This is a genomic window from Vibrio celticus (assembly GCF_024347335.1).
Taxonomy (GTDB): domain Bacteria; phylum Pseudomonadota; class Gammaproteobacteria; order Enterobacterales; family Vibrionaceae; genus Vibrio; species Vibrio celticus.
In genome coordinates this window covers 156,059-180,350 of the sequence record NZ_AP025463.1, presented here as the reverse complement: position 1 = coordinate 180,350, position 24,292 = coordinate 156,059, and the positions used below count along the sequence as shown (strand labels likewise).

The window sequence follows — 24,292 nt, the reverse complement described above, 5'->3', positions numbered from 1 at the left end:
GTAAGCTTATCCAAACTACCCAGAACCTTTCAGACAGAGCTTACTCGCTCGCCCTGACCTTTAGCCATAAGCATATGGTTACAACCCTAATCAGCCTAACCATCTCTACCCTTTATCTTACTGGCCTCAAAGAGCACTATTCAGGACATAAATCCAACCCCACCAGCTAGATAAGCACACCTATCACTTTATAAGTTCATAGCTAAATACCAATACGCCAGATACAAAAAAGGCACCCGAAGGTGCCTTTTTCTTATCTCTTAGAGACTACTCGTAGAGCTTACTCTTCTGAAGAGAAACCAGCGTTTAGAAGTGCTGCTAGATTGTCAGTAGCTTGTTCAGCTGAAGGACCTTCTTGCTCTTCTTCACGTTGCTTTTGACGCTCTTGGTGGTATGCGAAACCAGTACCAGCTGGGATCAGACGACCAACAATTACGTTCTCTTTCAGACCGCGAAGGTCATCACGCTTACCAGAAACCGCAGCTTCTGTTAGTACGCGAGTCGTTTCTTGGAACGATGCAGCTGAGATGAATGACTCAGTTGCAAGAGATGCTTTAGTAATACCTAGTAGGTCACGTTCGAAACGTACTAGTTCTTTACCTTCAGCTTCTAGCTTACGGTTAGCAATCTTAACATTGTGGTACTCAACTTGTTCGCCAGGTAGGAACGGAGAGTCACCAGAATGAGTGATTGTACACTTACGTAGCATTTGACGAACGATAGTCTCGATGTGCTTATCGTTAATCTTTACGCCTTGTAAGCGGTAAACTTCTTGAACTTCGTTCGCGATGTACTGAGTTACTGCGTGGATACCACGTAGACGCAGGATATCGTGTGGAGTTTCAGGACCGTCGGCGATTACATCACCACGTTCAATCTTCTCACCTTCGAACACGTTCAATTGACGATGCTTAGGAATCATCTCTTCGTAAGCGTCACCGCCTTCACGAGTGATTACTAGACGACGCTTACCTTTCGTTTCTTTACCGAAAGACACAGTACCTGTGTGCTCAGCAAGGATCGCAGGCTCTTTAGGCTTACGAGCTTCGAATAGGTCAGCTACGCGTGGTAGACCACCGGTGATATCTTTGTTTCCGCTCGATTTTTGAGGGATACGAGATAGTGTGTCACCGATGCCAACTTCAGCGCCATCTTCGATGTTTACAATCGCTTTGCCAGGTAGGAAGTAGTGAGCTGGCATATCAGTACCAGGAATCATTACGTCGTTACCTTGCTCATCAACAAGTTTGATAGCTGGACGCATATCTTTACCTGCTGCTGGGCGAGCTGCTGCGTCTGTAACTTCACTTGAAGAAAGACCCGTTAGATCGTCAGTTTGACGAGAAACTGTAATACCATCGATCATATCTACGAATTGGATACGACCTGCCACTTCAGTGATGATTGGCATGGTATGCGCTTCCCAGTTAGCTACAACTTCACCAGCAGTAACTGCTGCGTTGTCGCCTTTGGTTAGCATCGAACCGTAAGGAAGTTTGTGCTTCTCTTTAGTACGGCCGAATTCATCAATAATCGTCATCTCAGATGCACGAGAAGTGATAACCAGTTTCTTATCTTTGTTAACTACGAACTTAGCATTGTGAAGTTTCACAGTACCAGTTGTCTTAGCTTGGATGCTGTTCTCTGCTGCTGCAGTAGATGCCGCACCACCGATGTGGAACGTACGCATCGTTAGCTGTGTACCCGGTTCACCGATAGATTGTGCAGCGATAACACCAACTGCTTCACCTTGGTTCACTAGGTGACCACGTGCTAGGTCACGACCGTAACACTGTGCACAACAACCGAAGTCTGCATCACAAGTAACTACAGAGCGCACTTTCATGCTATCTACTGAGTTATCTTCCATGATTTGACACCACTTCTCATCAATCAGAGTATTACGTGGAATCAGTACATCTTCAGTACCAGGCTTAAGAACGTCTTCAGCTACTACACGACCAAGAGCAAGCTCAGAAAGTGCAACTTTAACGTCACCACCTTCGATGTGAGGCATCATGTCGATACCTTCATGCGTGCCACAGTCATGTTCGTGTACTACAACGTCTTGAGCAACGTCTACTAGACGACGAGTTAGGTAACCCGAGTTTGCTGTTTTCAGTGCTGTATCCGCAAGACCCTTACGAGCACCGTGCGTTGAGATAAAGTACTGAAGGACGTTTAGACCTTCTTTAAAGTTCGCTGTGATCGGCGTTTCGATGATTGAACCATCTGGACGCGCCATCAGACCACGCATACCTGCTAGCTGACGAATCTGAGCTGCAGAACCACGTGCGCCCGAGTCGGCCATCATGTAGATGCTGTTGAACGATTCTTGCTGTTCTTCTTCGCCGTCACGGTTGATAACTGTTTCAGAAGATAGGTTATCCATCATTGCTTTCGCAACGCGGTCATTCGTAGATGCCCAGATATCGATAACTTTGTTGTAACGCTCACCCGCAGTAACAAGACCAGATTGGAATTGCTCTTGGATTTCGCGAACTTCTTCTTCAGCAGATTCAATTTCATCGTATTTCGCTTGAGGTACAACCATATCGTCGATACCTACAGAAACACCAGAAAGTGCAGCGTATGCAAAACCTGCGTACATGATTTGGTCAGCAAATACTACTGTATCTTTTAGACCAAGCTTACGGTAACACTCGTTAAGAAGAGTAGAGATCTGCTTCTTACCTAACTTTTGGTTAACGATGCTGTACGGTAGGCCAGCTGGAACGATTTGCCATAGCATTGCACGGCCGACAGTTGTATCAACCATCTTCGTTTCAGTAGTGCTGTTACCATCTTCGTCTACTACAGTCTCGGTGATACGTACTTTAACGCGAGCGTGTAGCTCAGCAGTCTTAGTACGGTATGCCTTTTCAGCCTCAGCAGGGCCAGCAAGGTACATACCTTCGCCTTTCACGTTGATCTTGTCACGTGTCATGTAGTAAAGGCCCAATACAACGTCCTGAGAAGGTACGATGATCGGATCACCTGACGCTGGCGATAGAATGTTATTCGTCGACATCATCAGTGTACGTGCTTCAAGCTGTGCTTCTAGAGTTAGAGGCACGTGTACCGCCATTTGGTCACCATCGAAGTCGGCGTTGTATGCCGCACACACTAGTGGGTGAAGCTGAATCGCTTTACCTTCGATTAGTACTGGTTCAAACGCTTGGATACCTAGACGGTGAAGTGTAGGTGCACGGTTAAGCAGTACTGGGTGTTCGCGGATTACTTCGTCTAGGATATCCCAAACGATAGCTTCTTCGCGCTCTACCATCTTCTTAGCAGCTTTGATTGTCGTAGCCATGCCACGAGTTTCTAGCTTGCTGTAGATGAACGGCTTAAATAGCTCAAGTGCCATCTTCTTAGGAAGACCACACTGATGCAGACGAAGGTATGGACCTACTGTGATTACAGAACGGCCAGAGTAGTCTACACGTTTACCTAGAAGGTTCTGACGGAAACGGCCTTGTTTACCCTTGATCATATCAGCAAGAGATTTCAGAGGACGCTTGTTAGAACCAGTGATAGCACGACCACGACGACCGTTATCTAGAAGTGCATCAACAGACTCTTGCAGCATACGCTTTTCGTTACGTACGATGATGTCCGGAGCAGCTAGCTCTAGAAGGCGCTTCAAACGGTTGTTACGGTTGATCACACGACGGTAAAGGTCGTTCAGATCTGAAGTCGCAAAACGACCGCCATCTAGTGGTACTAGAGGACGTAGATCTGGCGGTAGAACCGGAAGTACAGTCAGAATCATCCATTGCGGATCGTTACCCGATGCAATGAACGCTTCAACTAGCTTCAGGCGCTTAGTAACTTTTTTACGCTTAGTTTCTGAGTTAGTCGTTTCTAACTCTTCGCGCATCTCTTCCACTTCTTGATGAAGGTCCATTGTTGAAAGCAGATCTTTGATCGCTTCCGCACCCATCTTAGCAGTGAATTCGTCACCCCACTCTTCTAGACGATCCAGATACTCTTCTTCAGTAAGCATCTGAGATTTTTCTAGATCAGTCATACCTGGTTCAGTTACTACGTACATCTCGAAGTAAAGAACACGTTCGATATCACGTAGAGGGATATCCATTAGTAGACCGATACGAGACGGCAGTGATTTTAGGAACCAGATGTGAGCAACTGGTGAAGCTAGCTCGATGTGGCCCATGCGGTCACGACGAACTTTAGTTTGTGTAACTTCAACGCCACACTTCTCACAGATAACACCACGGTGCTTCAGGCGCTTGTATTTGCCACAAAGACATTCGTAGTCTTTAACTGGACCAAAAATACGTGCACAGAACAGACCATCACGTTCAGGTTTGAACGTACGATAGTTAATTGTTTCCGGCTTTTTAACTTCACCAAAAGACCATGAACGGATCATGTCTGGTGAAGATAGACCGATTTTGATTGCATCAAATTCTTCGGTCTTATGCTGTGCTTTTAGAAAGTTTAATAAGTCTTTCACATTCAGCTCCTGTAAGGAGTTAAAGGAGCTCACTGCTGTAGCAAGCTCCCTTTTACCAAATAATCCTATCTTCTTTTTAAAAAAGAGGAGGGATTACTCTTCGTCTTCTAGCTCGATGTTGATACCTAGCGAGCGAATCTCTTTCAACAGTACGTTGAACGACTCAGGCATACCAGGTTCCATGCTATGGTTACCGTCTACGATGTTCTTATACATCTTAGTACGGCCGTTAACGTCATCTGACTTAACTGTTAGCATTTCTTGTAGAGTATATGCAGCACCGTATGCTTCTAGTGCCCATACTTCCATCTCACCGAAACGCTGACCACCGAACTGAGCTTTACCACCAAGTGGTTGCTGAGTTACTAGGCTGTAAGAACCAGTTGAACGAGCATGCATCTTGTCATCAACCAAGTGGTTCAGTTTCAGCATGTACATGTAACCAACAGTTACAGGACGCTCAAACGAATCACCAGTACGACCATCAAACAGTTTAAGCTGACCAGATTCTGGCAGATCACCCAGTTTAAGTAGTTCTTTGATTAGAGACTCAGAAGCACCGTCGAACACAGGAGTAGCAATCGGTAGACCGCCACGTAGGTTCTTGATCAGTGTACGAACTTGATCATCAGACAGTTCAGCAATATCAACTTTCTGACGAGTATCACCAAGATCGTAAACCTTCTGTAGGAACTCACGGAACTTATGCAGTTCTTGTTGTTCCTTAACCATTTGGTTGATCTTGTCACCGATACCTTTCGCAGCCAAACCTAAGTGAACTTCTAGGATCTGACCGATGTTCATACGCGATGGTACACCCAGCGGGTTAAGTACGATGTCTACAGGCTGACCTTTCTCATCGTATGGCATGTCTTCAACAGGGTTAATCTTAGAGATTACACCTTTGTTACCGTGACGACCGGCCATCTTATCACCAGGCTGGATACGACGTTTAACCGCTAGGTAAACTTTAACAATCTTAAGAACGCCAGGCGCTAGATCATCACCTTGAGTGATTTTACGACGCTTAGTTTCAAACTTCTTATCGAAGTCTGCTTTTAGCTCATCCCACTGCTCAGCAAGTTGCTCAAGCTGTGTTTGTAGCGCATCGTCTTCTAGAACTTGCTCTAGCCATTGCTTACGACCGATAGTATCAAGCTTAGCTTCAGAGTAACCACCAGACAGAAGTACAGCTTTAACACGGTTAAGAAGGCCACCCTCAAGAATTTGGAACTCTTCAGTTAGGTCTTTCTTAGCTTCTTTAAGCTGCATCTGTTCGATTTCAAGTGCACGCTTGTCTTTCTCTACGCCATCGCGAGTGAAGACTTGTACATCGATGATAGTACCCGAAACAGAGTTTGGTACACGTAGAGAAGTATCTTTAACATCAGATGCTTTCTCACCGAAGATAGCACGTAGTAGCTTCTCTTCAGGAGTCAGTTGAGTTTCACCTTTAGGGGTTACTTTACCAACTAGGATGTCGCCACCCTTAACTTCAGCACCAATGTAAACGATACCTGACTCGTCTAGTTTAGACAGAGCAGACTCACCTACGTTTGGAATATCAGCTGTGATCTCTTCAGAACCCAGCTTAGTATCACGAGCCACACAAGATAGTTCTTGAATGTGGATTGTCGTGAAACGGTCTTCTTGAACTACGCGCTCAGATACTAAGATCGAGTCTTCGAAGTTGTAACCGTTCCAAGGCATGAATGCGATACGCATGTTTTGGCCAAGAGCTAGTTCACCAAGGTCTGTTGAAGGACCATCAGCAAGAACATCACCGCGTGCAACTGGTTCACCAGGAAGTACAGTTGGACGTTGGTTAATACATGTGTTTTGGTTCGAACGCGTGTACTTAGTTAGGTTGTAGATATCGATACCAGCTTCGCCAGGTACCAATTCATCTTCGTTAACCTTAACTACGATACGAGAAGCGTCTACAGACTGAACTTGACCACCACGTTTAGCAACCGCTGTAACACCAGAGTCAACTGCGATGTTACGTTCGATACCTGTACCTACTAGAGGCTTATCAGCCTTAAGTGTTGGTACAGCTTGACGTTGCATGTTGGCACCCATCAATGCACGGTTCGCATCATCGTGTTCTAGGAACGGGATAAGCGAAGCAGCGATAGATACTACTTGGTTTGTCGCAACGTCCATGTAGTCAACGTGATCGCGTGGGTGAAGACCAGATTCACCTTTTTGACGAGCTGTGATTAGCTCATCTGCAAACGTACCTTCTTCAGTAAGAATGGTGTTTGCTTGCGCGATTACGAATTGACCTTCCTGGATTGCAGACAGGTAATCAACTTCTTCTGTTACTACACCATCTACTACACGACGGTACGGAGTTTCTAGGAAACCGTAATCGTTACAACGTGCAAACGCAGATAGTGAGTTAATTAGACCGATGTTTGGACCTTCAGGCGTTTCGATCGGACATAGACGACCGTAGTGAGTTACGTGAACGTCACGTACTTCGAAGCCTGCGCGCTCACGAGTAAGACCACCAGGACCTAAAGCAGAGATACGACGTTTGTGCGTAACTTCTGACAATGGGTTGTTTTGGTCCATGAACTGTGAAAGCTGTGAAGAGCCAAAGAATTCTTTAACTGCAGCAGAGATCGGCTTAGCGTTGATAAGATCTTGAGGCATGATTGCATCAAGGTCACCAAGGCTTAGGCGCTCTTTAACGGCACGTTCTACACGAACTAGACCAACACGGAATTGGTTTTCTGCCATTTCACCTACAGAACGGATACGACGGTTGCCAAGGTGGTCGATATCGTCCACTTCACCAATACCGTTACGGATACCAATCAGTTTCTTCATCACTTCGATGATGTCTGATTCATCCAGAGTACCGCGCTCTTCTTCTTCTTCACGCTCGATAGAGCTGTTGAACTTCATACGGCCTACAGTTGATAGGTCGTAACGTTCTTCAGAGAAGAATAGGCTTTCGAATAGAGACTCTGCAGCTTCTTTCGTTGGTGGCTCGCCAGGACGCATCATGCGGTAGATTTCTACCAATGCAGAGATGCGATCTACTGTGCTATCTGCACGTAGAGTGTCTGACATGAATGGACCGTGATCTAGGTCATTCGTGAACAGAGTTTGTAGAGCCTTGTGACCTGCTTGAGACAGGTTAGCAAGTGCTTCTAGGCTAATCTCTTGGTTCGCGCCAACGATGATCTCGCCAGTTGCTTCATTGATGTAATCTTTAGATGCAACTTTACCAACGATGTACTCTACTGGTACTTCGATGTGCTCAACGCCATCTTTTTCAAGTTGACGGATATGACGAGCAGTAACACGACGACCAGTCTCAACGTAAGTTTTGCCGTTTGCTTCGATGTCGAATGACGCAGTTTCACCACGTAGACGATCAGGAACCAACTCCATAAGAAGAGTTTGGTCTTTAACTTCGAAGTTCACTTTGTCGAAGAATAGATCTAGGATCTCTTCAGTCGATTTACCAAGCGCACGAAGAATAATCGATGCTGGTAGCTTACGACGACGGTCGATACGTACGAATAAGTTATCCTTAGGATCGAACTCAAAGTCTAACCATGAGCCACGGTAAGGAATTACACGTGCGTTATAAAGAACTTTACCTGATGAGTGGGTCTTACCCTTATCACTGTCGAAGAACACGCCTGGGCTTCGGTGCAGCTGGGATACGATAACCCTCTCGGTACCATTAATTACGAAAGTACCATTGTCTGTCATAAGCGGAATTTCGCCCATGTAGACTTCTTGTTCTTTAATGTCTTTTACAGTACCTGCTGGTGCATCTCGATCAAAGATAACTAGACGTAGTTTTACGCGTAGTGGCTTTGAGTAAGTAACACCGCGGATTTGACATTCTTTAACGTCAAAAACTGGCTCACCAAGACGGTAGCTAACGTATTGCAGCTCAGAATTGCCGTTGTAGCTCTGAATTGGAAATACAGAACGGAAAGCAGCTTCAAGACCGTATTGACCTTCTGGATCCTGTTCGATGAATTTGTCGAAAGAATCAAGCTGGATCGATAACAGGTATGGAATGTCCAAAACTTGTGGACGAGTACCAAAATCCTTACGGATGCGCTTTTTCTCGGTATAAGAGTAAACCATGGGGTTCCTCAGCTCGCTGATAAGTGACCCAAACCACCCAAAACACTCTTCAAGAGGGGGCGGTGACAAACAGCTGTTTACTGTAGTGAACAATCATTTCGAAAAAATGACTGTTTTTTTGCTCGGATTATGACGGTTAAACAGCGGAAAATTCGTCATAGCCCTACAGCGCAAAAAGGCCGGTGGTTAATAAACCACCAGCCATTAGCCTTGCGGCTAAGAAATTAAGTAATAATTACTTGATTTCAACAGAAGCGCCAGCTTCTTCTAGCTGTGCTTTAAGAGCTTCAGCTTCAGCTTTGTCAACGCCTTCTTTAAGCGCTGCAGGAGCTGAGTCTACAAGACCTTTAGCTTCTTTAAGACCTAGGCCAGTTGCGCCACGTACAGCTTTGATAACTTGTACTTTGTTAGCGCCAGCAGCAGTTAGGATAACGTCGAATTCAGTTTGCTCAGCAGCAGCGTCGCCGCCAGCTGCGCCGCCAGCTACAACAGCAGCAGCTGCAGTAACGCCGAATTTCTCTTCCATAGCTTCGATAAGCTCAACAACTTGCATTACAGACATTTCTGCAACTGCGTCTAGGATTTGCTCGTTAGTAATAGACATAACAATTCTCTTTTAAGTCAACAATAAGTTTAAATAGCAACCAGTGAAAAGCAAGGCTTATGCCGCAGCTTCTTCTTTTTGGTCGCGAACAGCAGCGATAGTACGAACCAGCTTGCCAGCAGAAGCTTCTTTCATGCACATCATTAGGCGTGCGATAGCTTCGTCGTAAGTTGGTAGTGTCGCTAGTACTTCAGCATCAGTAACTGCGCCTTCAAATGCAGCAGCTTTGATCTCGAAATCTTTATTCTCTTTAGCGAAGTCTTTGAAAAGACGCGCTGCAGCACCTGGGTGCTCATTAGAGAATGCGATCAGAGTTGGACCAGTGAAAGTGTCTACTAGACACTCGTAGTCTGTACCCTGAACCGCACGGCGTGCTAGTGTGTTACGAACAACTTTCATGTAAACACCCGCTTCGCGAGCTTGTTTACGTAGAGAAGTCATTGCGCCAACTTCAACGCCACGAGAATCAGCTACAACTGCAGAAAGTGCACCACTGGCAGCTTCGTTGACTTCAGCAACAATTGCTTTTTTGTCTTGAAGATTTAAAGCCATTTGGATTAACCTCTGGTTGTGATTACAGCACTCAATACAAAATGTAATGAGCGTTTACGATGTTATTTAAAAATGAATAAATTCATTTCAAACCACAACATCGCCTACGTAGGTTTTATTAAGCTATCAATAATCTAATGAAAATCGACAGCGCCTACGGTCTTGGGATAGATGATTTCAAATTGCTTTAAAACCACCCAACCACAAATATTAGGCGCAGAAGTATACACTAAATCTGCGCCTAAGCAAATTAGTTTGCTTGAGTGTCAAGACTAGCTTGATCAACAGCAACACCAGCACCCATCGTAGTAGAGATGCTTACTTTCTTCAGGTAAGAACCCTTAGCTGAAGAAGGCTTAGCTTTCTTAAGAGCAACTAGAAGAGCTTCTAGGTTCTCTTGAAGCTGGCTAGCTTCAAAAGATGCTTTACCGATAGTAGTGTGGATGATGCCGTTCTTGTCGTTACGGTAACGAACCTGACCAGCTTTAGCGTTCTTAACCGCTTCAGCAACGTTAGGAGTTACAGTACCAACTTTAGGGTTTGGCATAAGGCCGCGTGGACCTAGGATTGTACCTAGTTGACCAACAACACGCATTGCATCTGGAGAAGCAACAACTACGTCGAAGTTCATTTCGCCTTTTTTCACTTGCTCAGCAAGATCTTCCATACCAACGATATCTGCGCCAGCAGCTTTAGCAGCTTCTGCGTTTGCACCTTGAGTGAAAACAGCAACGCGGATGTCACGGCCAGTACCGTGAGGTAGCACTGTTGCGCCACGAACGTTTTGGTCAGATTTACGAGCATCGATGCCTAGGTTAACAGCAACATCTACAGACTCAACGAATTTAGCAGTCGCTAGTTCTTTAAGAAGAGCAACAGCTTCGCTGATTTCGTATTCTTTAGTTGAGTCAACTTTGTCGCGGATTACGCGCATACGCTTAGTAAGTTTAGCCATGATCTTATCCCTCTACCACTAGGCCCATTGAACGAGCAGTACCAGCAATAGAACGTTTCATTGCTTCGATGTCAGCACCAGTCATATCAGCAGCTTTAGTTTCTGCGATTTCCTGAACTTGAGCGTCAGTAACAGTACCAACTTTCTCAGTGTTTGGACGACCTGAACCAGACTTAACGCCAGCTGCTTTCTTAAGAAGAACAGCAGCAGGTGGAGTCTTAGTTACGAACGTGAAAGAACGGTCGTTGTAAACAGTAATAACTACTGGAGTAGGTAGACCTTTCTCAACAGATTCTGTTTTTGCGTTGAACGCTTTACAGAATTCCATGATGTTCACGCCGTGTTGACCTAGAGCAGGACCAACCGGTGGACTTGGGTTTGCCATACCAGCTGCAACTTGCAGTTTGATATAAGCTTCAACTTTCTTAGCCATGATATTTCCTAATATTTTGGGTACATGCGCTAGCCGCAAGGCGAGCTCCCCATAAATTCAATTAACTCTTTTTCACTTCCACAGAAGCAAAAAGGCGCGAAATTATAATCATAATTCGCGCCTTTAACAACCCTAAAAAGGTGATTTTTTATACTCTTTTATTTTGAACAACTTATGAAGCATTTATCCACAGCTTGTTCAAAATTTAGAGTTTTAGTCCAGTTTTTCAACCTGACCAAATTCAAGCTCAACCGGTGTTGCACGACCAAAGATCGATACAGATACCTTAATGCGGCTTTTCTCGTAATCTACTTCTTCAACAGTACCGTTGAAGTCAGCAAATGGACCATCGTTCACACGAACCACTTCACCCGCTTCGAACATTGTCTTAGGACGTGGAGACTCGCTCGCTTTCTCTAGACGGTTCAAGATAGCATCAGCTTCTTTATCAGTGATTGGTGCAGGACGATCAGAGGTACCACCAATGAAGCCCATAACACGCGGAATGCTGCGTACTAAGTGCCATGATTCATCATTCATGATCATTTGAACTAATACGTAGCCAGGGAAGAATTTACGTTCACTTTTACGGCGTTGGCCTGCACGCATTTCCACTACTTCTTCAGTAGGTACTAGCACATCGCCAAATAGTTCTTCCATGTTGTGCATTTTAATATGCTCGCGTAGCGACTGTGCAACACGACCTTCAAAGCCAGAAAAGGCTTGAACTACATACCAACGTTTTTTTGGAGCTTCACTCATGAATCAGAACCCTCTACACCCCAGTTGCTAGAGAAACTAGACGGACCATAATGCCGTCAATTCCCCAAAGCACTAGAGACATAACAATACATACAGCTAAAACGATCAATGTAGTTTGCATAGTTTCTTGGCGAGTAGGCCAAACAACTTTACGAATCTCCATACGAGATTCCTTTGCAAAATCGATCGCAGCTTTACCTTTAGTTGTTGTTGCTGCAACGCCTAGTGCGGCAGCAATCAGCACAACTACACCTGCAGCGCGAATTACAACAGACAATTCACCATACAGGTAATTACCCACAACAGCAGCAGCCAACAGAACAAAAGCGACAATCCACTTCATTGTATCTGCTGCACCTGAGCTATCAGGAGTTTCAGCGTTTGCTTTCATAAAACCAACCTGTGATAAGTCTTAAATATAGACGACAATAACCCCGCTGTTGCAGGGCACATTCCTTTGCGTTGCAAAACAACACATCTAACAGTCATTTTAGTCAAAAAGACCGTTTAATTCTTTGCTAAGAGCAAAAATCGATGTCAAAACATCCAACTCTTTTTTTAGCGCAGAAAAAGGGCATCAAATGATGCCCTTTTTACTAGTGGTTCGTCAAATCTTATGCAAAGATTTTAGCTACAACACCAGCACCAACTGTACGGCCACCTTCGCGGATTGCGAAACGTAGACCTTCGTCCATTGCGATTGGAGCGATTAGCTCAACAGTCATTTGAACGTTGTCACCTGGCATTACCATTTCTACGCCTTCAGGTAGAGTGATGTCGCCTGTTACGTCAGTTGTACGGAAGTAGAACTGTGGACGGTAACCTTTGAAGAAAGGAGTGTGACGGCCGCCTTCGTCTTTAGAAAGTACGTATACTTCAGACTCAAACTTAGTGTGTGGGTTGATAGAACCTTTCGCAGAAAGTACTTGACCACGTTCAACGTCATCACGCTTAGTACCACGTAGAAGTGCACCAACGTTCTCACCTGCACGACCTTCGTCAAGCAGTTTACGGAACATTTCAACACCAGTACAAGTAGTAAGAGTAGTCTCTTTGATACCAACGATTTCTACTTCGTCACCTACACGTAGGATACCGCGCTCGATACGACCAGTTACAACAGTACCACGACCTTGGATTGAGAATACATCTTCAATTGGTAGTAGGAACGGTTGGTCAACTGCACGCTCTGGCTCAGGAATGTAAGAATCTAGTGCTTCTGCAAGCTCAACGATCTTGTCTTCCCACTGCTTCTCGCCGTTTAGTGCGCCAAGTGCAGAACCTTGGATAACTGGTAGGTCATCACCTGGGAAGTCGTATTCAGAAAGAAGTTCACGAACTTCCATCTCAACTAGCTCAAGTAGCTCTTCGTCATCTACCATGTCACATTTGTTCATGAATACGATGATGTAAGGGATACCAACTTGACGACCAAGTAGGATGTGCTCACGAGTTTGAGGCATTGGGCCGTCAGTCGCAGCAACAACTAGGATACCGCCGTCCATTTGTGCAGCACCAGTGATCATGTTTTTAACATAATCCGCGTGTCCTGGACAGTCTACGTGTGCGTAGTGACGTGCTGGAGTATCGTACTCAACGTGAGAAGTTGCGATTGTGATACCGCGCTCACGCTCTTCTGGAGCGTTATCGATAGATGCGAAATCTTTAGCAACACCACCGTACACTTTTGCAAGTGTAGTACAGATAGCAGCAGTTAGAGTTGTTTTACCGTGGTCAACGTGGCCGATAGTACCAACGTTTACGTGCGGTTTCGTACGTTCAAATTTTTCTTTAGACATGGGGTGTCCCTCTAGGTACGGATTAGGTGGCTTAAAATAAGACCACGCAACCAAAAAAAATGGTTTTCTTTATTAAAGGAGAAGAAGCTTTAGACTGGTGCTAATACCCAGAGTCGAACTGGGGACCTCACCCTTACCAAGGGTGCGCTCTACCGACTGAGCTATATCAGCACACAAAATGAGTTGGAGCGTGCAGCGGGAATCGAACCCGCATCATCAGCTTGGAAGGCTGAGGTAATAGCCATTATACGATGCACGCAACACGTAACTCTGTTTGAGCTATTTAACCTTTAGAATATGGTGGAGAGGGACGGATTCGAACCATCGAAGGCAGTGCCAACAGATTTACAGTCTGCTCCCTTTGGCCACTCGGGAACCTCTCCAAATTTTGAGCTTTCTCTCGCTTGCCTTATAGGAAGGGAGAAAGTGGTGCCGACTACCGGAATCGAACTGGTGACCTACTGATTACAAGTCAGTTGCTCTACCTACTGAGCTAAGTCGGCACAAGTGGGGCGCATTTTATTGAATGATTTTCCACCTTGCAATAGTAAATTGAAAAAAAGTGCAAAATTCTCTGACCAAACTCCTACATACGGCTATTTAGCTCAAGGTTTACGTCTTTAACCCGCATCTAATACAGGAAGATATTTTATTTATCTATCGCTTGATGTATTTTCCATGCACTTGTTTTGTTATCCACTATAGAGTTTTGTATGAGCCCATTTATGTCATTTGACCGCGAACGTTGGTCTGAGCTAAGGAATTTAGTTCCGATGACACTTTCTGAGAGCGACTTAAAAGAGCTTCAAGGCATCAATGAAAAGCTCACAATGGAAGAGGCAGTAGAGATCTATCTACCGCTATCTCGTCTATTGAACCTCTATGTGGCAGCCAGACAGAATAGAAACTCTGTACTCCACCAATTTCTAGATAAGAAAGAGAAAGCGCCACCTTTTATCATCGGTATTGCGGGTAGCGTAGCCGTTGGCAAAAGTACCACTGCGCGCCTGCTTAAAGCCCTACTCTCTCGCTGGGAAAACCACCCAAAAGTTGAACTAGTGACAACCGATGGCTTTTTATATCCAAACGAGGTGTTAGAAGAGAAAGGGTTGATGAGCAAAAAGGGCTTTCCGGAGTCTTACGATATCAAGCGTTTAGTGAACTTTGTTTCGGATGTAAAGGCATGCAAGAGAAATGTCACAGCACCTGTTTACTCGCATCTTACGTACAACATTACTGATGACGTTAAGTGCGTCGACCTACCAGATGTACTTATTATTGAAGGACTTAATGTCTTACAAACCGGTATGAATTATCCACACGAACCACATCGCGTGTTTATTTCAGACTTCCTTGATTTCTCACTCTATGTTGACGCTGATAGCCAACAAATCAAAGAGTGGTACGTCAATCGTTTTATGAAATTCCGCGATGGGGCGTTTACTAAGCCTGGCTCTTACTTTAGTCATTACACTAAATTATCGAACCAAGCCGCATTGGATAAAGCGGAAGGTATCTGGAGTTCAATTAATGGCTTGAACCTTGAACAAAATATCCTTCCGACAAGAGAAAGGGCTCACCTGATACTACGTAAAGGCGCAGATCATATGGTTGAAGAAGTGTTACTAAGAAAATAGTAACGCCTTAATCGCCTTTTCTTAGCGATATCTCACCACCAATATAGCTCTCGATACCATTCTCAGTTTTGAGTAATACAGCGCCTTGTTCATCGATGCCTTGAACAACACCTTCAATTTCTCTAGGTCCAATGATCAGCCTAACATTGCGACCTAAGAAATTATCCAAGCGGTTCCAACGCTCTACAAAATTGGACATTCCTTTCAGCTCATAATCGACAAGAGATTTATCCCAAGCATTGATCAGAGCCTGCGCTAATTGATTACGGTCAGGTACCTTTCCATCACACACTTCTTTAAGGGAAGTCCATGGCTGGCCAATACCTGATGTTGTTGGATCCATGGATAGGTTTAGCCCTAAACCAATCACAATATGCGCAGCGCCACCAGACTGTCCTGACAACTCGACCAAGATACCTGCAAGCTTCTTATCATTGTGGTAGAGGTCGTTCGGCCATTTGAGCTTTACACCTTCTACACCCATTTCTTCCAAAGCTTCAACAACAGCAACACCAACCACAAGGCTTAAGCCCATCGCGGCAGCCATCCCTGCGTCAAGTCTCCAATACATTGAAAGATAGAGGTTTGCACCGAATGGCGATACCCACTCTCGTCCACGGCGTCCACGACCCGCAGCTTGATATTCAGCAATACAGACAGAACCCGATTCGAGAGTGTTAGTACGCTCTAATAGGTGTTGGTTTGTAGAACCCATGATAGGAATGAGTTCAAGAGAAGCATCGCGACTAACTGCAGACAATTTTTCTTGGTCAAGCATATCCAAACGACTGGCTAGCTTGTAACCCTTGCCTTGTACTCGATAGATATCTAAACCCCACTCTTGAATACCTTTAATGTGCTTACTGATAGCCGCTCGTGATACACCAATCATTTCACCTAGGTCTTCACCTGAATGAAACTCACCGTCAGCAAGGCATCTCAATAGTGCAAGCTTGGTACTGTGTTCTCTCATACCAATGACTCCAAAGCCTTGTCTAGGTTTGTCTCGCAGTCTCGTCCCATAAAGCGCACTTCATGTTCCAATCGAATATCGAATTTATTCAAGACGGACTGGCGCACTCGCTCTGCAAGCTTAAGGATATCCACAGCAGAAGCCTCATCATAATTGATAATAACCAATGCTTGGTTGGGGTGAACCTGAGCGCCACCTTCTGTTACACCCTTGAACTGGCATTGATCAATCAGCCAGCCAGCAGCAACTTTGATCATGTCATTACTCTCATAGCCGACAATATTTGGATATAGAGCTAACAAGCGATCAAAATGATCTTGGGTGATCACCGGGTTTTTGAAGAAGCTACCCGCATTCCCTTGTACTCTAGGGTCTGGCAGCTTACTTGAACGAATAGCACACACTTCATCAAATATAGTGCGAGGAGAGAGCGTATCGGCTGATAGGCTTTTTAACGGGCCATAGTGATTACATGGCTCCCACTCTTTCGGCAACGTTAAACCAATCGCAACAACAATCGCTTTATCGCAGAGAGCGTGTTTGAAGATAGAGTCTCGGTAACCAAAGAGACACTCTTCTTTGCTTAGTCGCTTAACTGTATAAGTATCCAGACACAGAATATCGACATACTCGCATACGTCTTGCAGCTCAACTCCATACGCACCAATATTTTGAATCGGAGCAGAGCCGGAACAGCCGGGTATCATTGCTAGGTTTTCTAGACCACCCAGCCCTTTATCCACACTCCACTCAACCAAGCTTGGCCAATCCTCGCCACCACTTACATGCAGTAGGTGATGACTGTCCGTCTCAGCCAGCTCAATCCCGGCTAATTTATTCACGATGACCAGGCCAGCGAAGTGCTCAGTAAAAAGCATATTACTGCCCTTACCCAGTATTAACTTAGGCAAAGCTGACCATTTAGGGTCTTTGTAAAGCGAAATCAGTTCTTCGGTAGTGGTGACTTCAACCAACGCATCACACGTCTGATCGATGGAAAAAGTATGAACATTTTTTAAACTAGCATTGAGATGGAATTGCATGGCGATATTCAATTAACTTACACTGCGGTCATTCTACAGCAGATAAACCAATGGCGCAGTGACTGAATGAACAATGTCATCATTACTCAATTAGACCCAGTAAAGGTTCCCCTAGTTAAACGTTTCTATAAAGAACACTACCCAACGGGAAAAGCGAATAAGAGTGAACTGATCTACTCGTTATTGCTGGATGACGAGCTGTGCGGTGTCGTGCGTTTTCGTACAATAGAAAATAATCGTTTACTTACTGGAATGGCGATATCAAAACAACATCGCGGTCAGCAATTAGGCTCCCAGCTTATGGATTATTGTGCGCAACATACGCTTTCTGAAGACGATTACTGCTTTGCTTACGCTCATCTCACCAATTTTTATGCGCGACACAAATTCGTGCAAGTAGACCCTAAAGATCTACCAAATGGTTTAAGAGTTTTATACGAGCGCTATTCGAATAGCGGAAAAGATCTCATTCCTATGCATTATCAGCAAAATTGTTAGAGAATGCCTCGATTATCTAGTATTTGGTGCTATCCCTTTGGTAAAATTAAAGGTTCGCAATTTTGCATATTTTTAAGGTAAAACAGTCAATATGATTGCCAGTAGGAATCCATTCATACAGTTGCCAACCATAGCGCAGAATCCTGACAAGTTTGAAGTACTACTATCAGCGCAAGAGTTTCGAACTCGCCTACTTGATGAGATATCTCGCGCAACTACTCGTATTAGTTTAGTCGCTTTGTACCTTGAAGATGATGAGGCTGGCCGTGAGATCCTAACTGCCTTATATGAAGCAAAGCAAAAGAATCCGGAATTAGACGTGAGCGTTTGTGTCGATTGGCACCGAGCGCAGCGTGGATTGATTGGTGCAGAGTCTTCTGAAGGCAATGCAGCCATGTATAAAGAGTTTGCAGAAAAATATCAGCACTCTGTGCCTGTCTATGGCATTCCCGTTCGCGGCAAAGAAGTCTTTGGCGTACTGCACCTAAAAGGCTTTATCGTCGATGACAGCGTGATATACAGCGGTGCAAGCCTTAACAATATCTACCTGAATTACCATGACCGCTATCGCTTTGATCGTTACCACGTTTTAAACAACGCGGCTCTTGCTGACGCAATGTTTACCTACGTACACGAACAGATGGTTGCGGACAGCGCTGTTTATGACCTGGCAGATAAGAACAAGCCTGCGACCAAAGAACTGAAACCAGCGATTCGTCAGTTTCGAGCATCATTGGCAAGGTCTCAGTATCAATTCGATGGTCAAGAGGTTTCAGCAGACCAAGTTGCTGTAACACCATTGGTTGGTATCGGTAAAAGACGTAACCGTCTGAATCAGGGAATCAATCAACTCGTCGCTCAAGCTAAAGATGAAATCTTCATCTGCACACCTTACTTCAACTTCCCACCTAGCCTAGCTAAAGAAGTGAAGAAAGCACTTAAGCGTGGTGTAAAGGTCAGCATTGTTGTTGGCGATAAGACAGCAAATGATTTCTTTATCTCGCCAGAAGAAGAATTTAAAACGATTGGTGGTCTGCCATACCTGTACGAACTGAACTTACGTCGTTTCGCTAAAGCGAATGAAGCTCATATTGCTAGCCGTAATCTATCAATTCGACTTTGGCAACACGATTCTAATAGCTTCCACCTAAAGGGCATATGGGTAGATAAACGCTACATGCTACTAACAGGTAATAACCTAAACCCACGCGCATGGAAGCTAGATCTAGAAAACGGTATCTTTATCCAAGATAACTACCATCATCTAACAGACAAGTTCCAGGCCGAAGTGGATAACATCCTTCAACACACTCAGCTTATCTGTACTTATAAGCAGTTAGACAAGGTAGAGAGCTACCCGATGGAAGTTCAGAAGTTGATTCGTAAGATCACTCGTGTGAAAGCCGACAGAGTACTCAAACAAATACTGTAGTCGGTGTATCAAAACACTATTTATCAACGCCTAGCAAACGCTAGGCGTTTTTGTATCTACGAGATAGTGATATTTGATGGTCATTTCAAGTCCACATCTCGATTTATTCATAGTAATAGTAATAACTTGAAGTGTTAAACACCCTACCTTTTCCTTAGTCAGTCTAAGGGTTCCAGATACGTGTATCAGGTATGGTTTAGAGAGCAGTTAAACGAGTCCCAATACAAATATAATCGACAATTATCCTCTACGTATCAAAAGTAATAATGTTCGTATAGCCTACAACGAGGTATGAGCGTGTTAGTGTATCTCATATAGAAAGCACTCAGAATCTCCCAATTTGATGCTCTGTCCTATTTTAACTTAACTACCTGAGTTAGAAGTAATACCAATTAAAGTAAAAATGTGATCTAATTAAGATTGATGAATCATTGTGAAATTTAGCCATGGATAGCCTTAATAACACTGACTTCAAAAAGCTTGCGAGCCAGCAAAAAACCATTCAGATGAAGATGCGTTTACTTGCGCTCGCACACTTTAAAGACGGCCTCTCTCGTACACAAATTGCAAAATCTCTCAAAGTCAGTCGAACCAGTGTCAATAAATGGGTTCGGATTTTTTTTGAAGAAGGCCTCGAAGGACTTCAAGAAAAACCTCGGACTGGTAGGCCTGCATACCTCACCGATGAGCAGCGGGCTCAACTCAGTGCCTTCATAAAAAAAGAAGCTGAATCACCTTCTGGTGGCCGCCTTGTTGGAAGCGATATACATGACTACATCTTTAAACACTTTGACAAGCACTACCACCCTAATTCCATCTATTATCTCCTCGACCACATGGGTTTTTCTTGGATAACTTCTCGTTCCAAACACCCTAAACAATCACAGCAAATACAAGACGATTTTAAAAAAATTCCAAATCGAAACGATCCTTAAGATCCCCGGCCATATTGGGCTAGAGAGTGTTGATGTCTGGTTTCAAGACGAAGCTAGGTTTGGTCAGCAGAACACAACAACACGTCTTTGGGCTACTCGTGGAACGAGACCTCGCGTAGTAAAACAGCAACAATTTGAATACGCTTATTTGTTTGGCTCAGTGTGCCCATCGAGAGGGATTGGTGAGGCAATGGTCGTCCCTTGGGTTAACAAAGACATCATGATAAACCATCTAGAGCAGATATCTAAAGTCACAGAAAAAGACCGTCATTCAGTGGTAATAATGGATGGCGCAGGATGGCATACCGATGATATTGCTAACCCATTTGATAATGTCAGTATTATCAAATTGCCGCCATACTCACCAGAGCTTAACCCTATAGAGCAAGTGTGGAGTTGGTTAAGGCAACACTATCTAGCAAACCAAAACTTCATTGATTATAACGATATTGTTTCGAAGGTCTGTAGCGCTTGGAATGGATTTCTTGAGTGCAAAGATCGCGTCACAAAAATGTGTACAAGAGATTGGATTGACCTGATCAGTTAATTTTCCGGATTGGTATAACAACAAAACACTTTTCTTCAAATGTAAAAAAGCCCTGCTATTTCTAGCAGGGCTTTTCTAATAAGTGGCGGAGTGGACGGGACTCGAACCCGCGACCCCCGGCGTGACAGGCCGGTATTCTAACCAACTGAACTACCACTCCGCAGTGGAATACTTGTCGTCGCTGACAAGTGTTCAAATTTAAAGCCTAGCGATGTCCTACTCTCACATGGGGAAGCCCCACACTACCATCGGCGCTATTGTGTTTCACTTCTGAGTTCGGCATGGAATCAGGTGGGTCCACAATGCTATGGTCGCCAAGCAAATTTTAAAATTCGGAAAACTGTATTTAAAAGTTTCTCTTCAAACTCATTCAAGGTCTGGTCTTTCTTTGAGTCCACAAAACCCCTTGGGTGTTGTATGGTTAAGCCTCACGGGCAATTAGTACAGGTTAGCTCAATGCCTCGCAGCACTTACACACCCTGCCTATCAACGTCGTAGTCTACGACAACCCTTTAGGACACTTATAGTGCCAGGAAAACTCATCTCAAGGCTCGCTTCCCGCTTAGATGCTTTCAGCGGTTATCGATTCCGAACTTAGCTACCGGGCAATGCCATTGGCATGACAACCCGAACACCAGAGGTTCGTCCACTCCGGTCCTCTCGTACTAGGAGCAGCCCTTTCAATTTTCCAACGCCCACGGCAGATAGGGACCGAACTGTCTCACGACGTTCTAAACCCAGCTCGCGTACCACTTTAAATGGCGAACAGCCATACCCTTGGGACCGACTTCAGCCCCAGGATGTGATGAGCCGACATCGAGGTGCCAAACACCGCCGTCGATATGAACTCTTGGGCGGTATCAGCCTGTTATCCCCGGAGTACCTTTTATCCGTTGAGCGATGGCCCTTCCATTCAGAACCACCGGATCACTATGACCTGCTTTCGCACCTGCTCGAATTGTCATTCTCGCAGTCAAGCGGGCTTATGCCATTGCACTAACCACACGATGTCCAACCGTGTTTAGCCCACCTTCGTGCTCCTCCGTTACTCTTTGGGAGGAGACCGCCCCAGTCAAACTACCCACCAGGCACTGTCCGTAATCCCGATTCAGGGACCAACGTTAGAACATCAAAACTACAAGGGTGGTATTTCAAGGACGACTCCACCACATCTAGCGACGCGGTTTCATAGTCTCCCACCTATCCTACACATGTAGGTTCAATGTTCAGTGCCAAGCTGTAGTAAAGGTTCACGGGGTCTTTCCGTCTAGCCGCGGGTACACTGCATCTTCACAGCGATTTCAATTTCACTGAGTCTCGGGTGGAGACAGCGTGGCCATCATTACGCCATTCGTGCAGGTCGGAACTTACCCGACAAGGAATTTCGCTACCTTAGGACCGTTATAGTTACGGCCGCCGTTTACCGGGGCTTCGATCAAGAGCCTCGACCGAAGTCTAACCCCATCAATTAACCTTCCGGCACCGGGCAGGCGTCACACCGTATACGTCATCTTACGATTTTGCACAGTGCTGTGTTTTTAATAAACAGTTGCAGCCACCTGGTATCTGCGACTCTCGTCTGCTCCATCCGCAAGGGACTTCACTGATAAGAGCGTACCTTCTCCCGAAGTTACGGTACCATTTTGCCTAGTTCCTTCACCCGAGTTCTCTCAAGCGCCTTGGTATTCTCTACCCGACCACCTGTGTCGGTTTGGGGTACGATTCCTTACAATCTGAAGCTTAGAGGCTTTTCCTGGAAGCATGGCATCAATGACTTCACTACCGTAGTAGCTCGACATCGTATCTCAGCGTTAATAGCGGTCCGGATTTACCTAAACCACCCGCCTACATGCTTGAACCTGGACAACCGTCGCCAGGCCCACCTAGCCTTCTCCGTCCCCATCGCAATTGTAAGAGTACGGGAATATTAACCCGTTTCCCATCGACTACGCCTTTCGGCCTCGCCTTAGGAGTCGACTTACCCTGCCCGATTAACGTTGGACAGGAACCCTTGGTCTTCCGGCGAGGGAGTTTTCACTCCCTTTATCGTTACTCATGTCAGCATTCGCACTTCTGATACCTCCAGCAGCCCTTACAGACCACCTTCAACGGCTTACAGAACGCTCCCTACCCACATACCCTAAGGTACGTAGCCGCAGCTTCGGTGTATAGCTTAGCCCCGTTACATCTTCCGCGCAGGCCGACTCGACCAGTGAGCTATTACGCTTTCTTTAAATGATGGCTGCTTCTAAGCCAACATCCTGGCTGTCTGAGCCTTCCCACATCGTTTCCCACTTAGCTATACTTTGGGACCTTAGCTGGCGGTCTGGGTTGTTTCCCTCTCCACGACGGACGTTAGCACCCGCCGTGTGTCTCCCGGATAGTACTTACTGGTATTCGGGTTTGCAAAGGGTTGGTAAGTCGGGATGACCCTAGCCTTAACAGTGCTCTACCCCAGTAGTATTCGTCCGAGGCGCTACCTAAATAGCTTTCGGGGAGAACCAGCTATCTCCAGGTTTGATTGGCCTTTCACCCTAGCCACAAGTCATCCGCTAATTTTTCAACATTAGTCGGTTCGGTCCTCCAGTTGATGTTACTCAACCTTCAACCTGCCCATGGCTGGATCACCTGGTTTCGGGTCTAATCCTAGCAACTGTACGCCCAGTTAAGACTCGGTTTCCCTACGGCTCCCCTAAACGGTTAACCTTGCTACTAAAATTAAGTCGCTGACCCATTATACAAAAGGTACGCAGTCACACCACGAAGGTGCTCCTACTGCTTGTACGTACACGGTTTCAGGTTCTATTTCACTCCCCTCACAGGGGTTCTTTTCGCCTTTCCCTCACGGTACTGGTTCACTATCGGTCAGTCAGTAGTATTTAGCCTTGGAGGATGGTCCCCCCGTATTCAGACAGGATATCACGTGTCCCGCCCTACTCGTTTTCACTGATTATGATGTGTCGGTTACGGGGCTATCACCCTTTACTGCGAGACTTTCCAGACTCTTCACCTGCATCATTAAAAGCTTAAGGGCTAATCCAATTTCGCTCGCCGCTACTTTCGGAATCTCGGTTGATTTCTCTTCCTCGGGGTACTTAGATGTTTCAGTTCCCCCGGTTTGCCTCCTGTTGCTATGTATTCACAACAGGATACTTACTTATGTAAGTGGGTTTCCCCATTCAGGAATCCCAGACTCAAAAGGTTATTACTACCTAATCTGGGCTTATCGCAAGTTATTACGCCTTTCATCGCCTCTGACTGCCAAGGCATCCACCGTGTACGCTTAGTCACTTAACCATACAACCCGAAAGGGTCTTAGTGTATGGCAACTAACCAAGGTTTTTGGTTGTCATCAAGAAGGGTTAATTCTCAATGACTGTTTGCCGGACTCAATTGTGATTCAAACTAGGTTTGAATCGAATACAAGACACTTGAATGTGTTTGTTGTGTTTATACCGTTCTTATTAACTAAGAGCAGATAAACATTGAGAACTTTTAAATTTGATTGAATTACTCG

General features: G+C 45.2%; 15 protein-coding genes, 5 tRNA genes and 2 rRNA genes. 4 read left to right on the top strand and 18 right to left on the bottom strand.

The genetic code is table 11. The annotated features are described in order from the left end of the window. Nucleotides 1-280: 280 nt before the first annotated feature. The 13 genes from rpoC to OCV19_RS00755 form a co-directional block, all read right to left on the bottom strand. On the bottom strand, nt 281-4,483 hold the full coding sequence (gene rpoC / locus OCV19_RS00815; protein WP_065677320.1) for a DNA-directed RNA polymerase subunit beta': 4,203 nt from the start codon (nt 4,481-4,483) through the stop codon (nt 281-283). A gap of 93 nt (nt 4,484-4,576) precedes the next feature. Then, a complete protein-coding gene (rpoB, locus tag OCV19_RS00810; protein WP_017060526.1) occupies nt 4,577-8,605 on the bottom strand; it encodes a DNA-directed RNA polymerase subunit beta in 4,029 nt (1,342 codons plus the stop codon). Between the two features lie 235 nt (nt 8,606-8,840). Continuing rightward, complete coding sequence (gene rplL / locus OCV19_RS00805; RefSeq protein ID WP_017631516.1) at nt 8,841-9,209, bottom strand: 50S ribosomal protein L7/L12; 369 nt, start codon at nt 9,207-9,209, stop codon at nt 8,841-8,843. Nucleotides 9,210-9,266: 57 nt separating this feature from the next. After that, complete coding sequence (gene rplJ, locus OCV19_RS00800; protein WP_010435550.1) at nt 9,267-9,761, bottom strand: 50S ribosomal protein L10; 495 nt, start codon at nt 9,759-9,761, stop codon at nt 9,267-9,269. Nucleotides 9,762-10,011: 250 nt separating this feature from the next. Beyond that, complete coding sequence (gene rplA / locus OCV19_RS00795; protein WP_017060523.1) at nt 10,012-10,716, bottom strand: 50S ribosomal protein L1; 705 nt, start codon at nt 10,714-10,716, stop codon at nt 10,012-10,014. Nucleotides 10,717-10,720: 4 nt separating this feature from the next. Then, entirely contained in the window at nt 10,721-11,149 is a 429-nt protein-coding gene (gene rplK, locus OCV19_RS00790; RefSeq protein ID WP_010435555.1) for a 50S ribosomal protein L11, read from the bottom strand. Nucleotides 11,150-11,362: 213 nt separating this feature from the next. Beyond that, nucleotides 11,363-11,911, bottom strand: a complete 549-nt coding sequence (nusG, locus tag OCV19_RS00785) for a transcription termination/antitermination protein NusG (protein ID WP_010435556.1) — start codon at nt 11,909-11,911, stop codon at nt 11,363-11,365. 13 nt (nt 11,912-11,924) lie between these two features. Beyond that, nucleotides 11,925-12,302, bottom strand: a complete 378-nt coding sequence (secE, locus tag OCV19_RS00780) for a preprotein translocase subunit SecE (protein ID WP_010435558.1) — start codon at nt 12,300-12,302, stop codon at nt 11,925-11,927. 223 nt (nt 12,303-12,525) lie between these two features. Continuing rightward, entirely contained in the window at nt 12,526-13,710 is a 1,185-nt protein-coding gene (tuf, locus tag OCV19_RS00775) for an elongation factor Tu (protein WP_010435158.1), read from the bottom strand. A gap of 95 nt (nt 13,711-13,805) precedes the next feature. Next, nucleotides 13,806-13,881 (bottom strand) — tRNA-Thr (locus OCV19_RS00770). 13 nt (nt 13,882-13,894) lie between these two features. Next, nucleotides 13,895-13,969: transfer RNA gene (locus OCV19_RS00765), tRNA-Gly, on the bottom strand. Nucleotides 13,970-14,008: 39 nt separating this feature from the next. Then, nucleotides 14,009-14,093: transfer RNA gene (locus OCV19_RS00760), tRNA-Tyr, on the bottom strand. A 44-nt stretch (nt 14,094-14,137) separates the two neighbouring features. After that, nucleotides 14,138-14,213, bottom strand: a tRNA-Thr gene (locus OCV19_RS00755). A 210-nt stretch (nt 14,214-14,423) separates the two neighbouring features. Between OCV19_RS00755 and coaA the strand changes: the two genes are divergently transcribed. Beyond that, nucleotides 14,424-15,347 carry a type I pantothenate kinase gene (coaA, locus tag OCV19_RS00750; RefSeq protein WP_017066910.1) on the top strand — a complete coding sequence of 308 codons (924 nt, stop codon included), beginning with the start codon at nt 14,424-14,426 and terminating at the stop codon, nt 15,345-15,347. A gap of 7 nt (nt 15,348-15,354) precedes the next feature. On the opposite strand, the gene birA is transcribed toward coaA, so the two are convergent. Both birA and murB read right to left on the bottom strand, forming a co-directional pair. Then, on the bottom strand, nt 15,355-16,320 hold the full coding sequence (gene birA, locus OCV19_RS00745; protein WP_065677912.1) for a bifunctional biotin--[acetyl-CoA-carboxylase] ligase/biotin operon repressor BirA: 966 nt from the start codon (nt 16,318-16,320) through the stop codon (nt 15,355-15,357). Beyond that, complete coding sequence (murB, locus tag OCV19_RS00740; RefSeq protein ID WP_065677911.1) at nt 16,317-17,363, bottom strand: UDP-N-acetylmuramate dehydrogenase; 1,047 nt, start codon at nt 17,361-17,363, stop codon at nt 16,317-16,319. The genes birA and murB overlap by 4 nt, the downstream gene beginning before the upstream one ends. A 66-nt stretch (nt 17,364-17,429) precedes the next feature. Between murB and OCV19_RS00735 the strand changes: the two genes are divergently transcribed. From OCV19_RS00735 to OCV19_RS00725, 3 genes are all read left to right on the top strand, one after another. Beyond that, the gene (locus tag OCV19_RS00735; RefSeq protein WP_065677910.1) at nt 17,430-17,861 is read left to right on the top strand and encodes a GNAT family N-acetyltransferase; all 432 of its coding nucleotides are present in this window, start codon (nt 17,430-17,432) and stop codon (nt 17,859-17,861) included. 91 nt (nt 17,862-17,952) lie between these two features. Beyond that, on the top strand, nt 17,953-19,293 hold the full coding sequence (gene pssA, locus OCV19_RS00730) for a CDP-diacylglycerol--serine O-phosphatidyltransferase (protein WP_065677909.1): 1,341 nt from the start codon (nt 17,953-17,955) through the stop codon (nt 19,291-19,293). 446 nt (nt 19,294-19,739) lie between these two features. Beyond that, nucleotides 19,740-20,775 (top strand): IS630 family transposase gene (locus OCV19_RS00725; protein ID WP_139093610.1). Its coding sequence is split into 2 segments (ribosomal slippage): nt 19,740-20,198 and nt 20,200-20,775, totalling 1,035 coding nucleotides; the frame shifts between segments, so codons are not numbered across the junction. A gap of 83 nt (nt 20,776-20,858) precedes the next feature. Here the strand turns inward: OCV19_RS00725 and OCV19_RS00720 are convergent. The 3 genes from OCV19_RS00720 to OCV19_RS00710 form a co-directional block, all read right to left on the bottom strand. Then, nucleotides 20,859-20,935: transfer RNA gene (locus OCV19_RS00720), tRNA-Asp, on the bottom strand. 43 nt (nt 20,936-20,978) lie between these two features. Beyond that, nucleotides 20,979-21,094: ribosomal RNA gene (rrf, locus tag OCV19_RS00715) — 5S ribosomal RNA — on the bottom strand. Between the two features lie 98 nt (nt 21,095-21,192). Then, nucleotides 21,193-24,072, bottom strand: a 23S ribosomal RNA gene (locus OCV19_RS00710). Between the last annotated feature and the right edge of the window lie 220 nt (nt 24,073-24,292).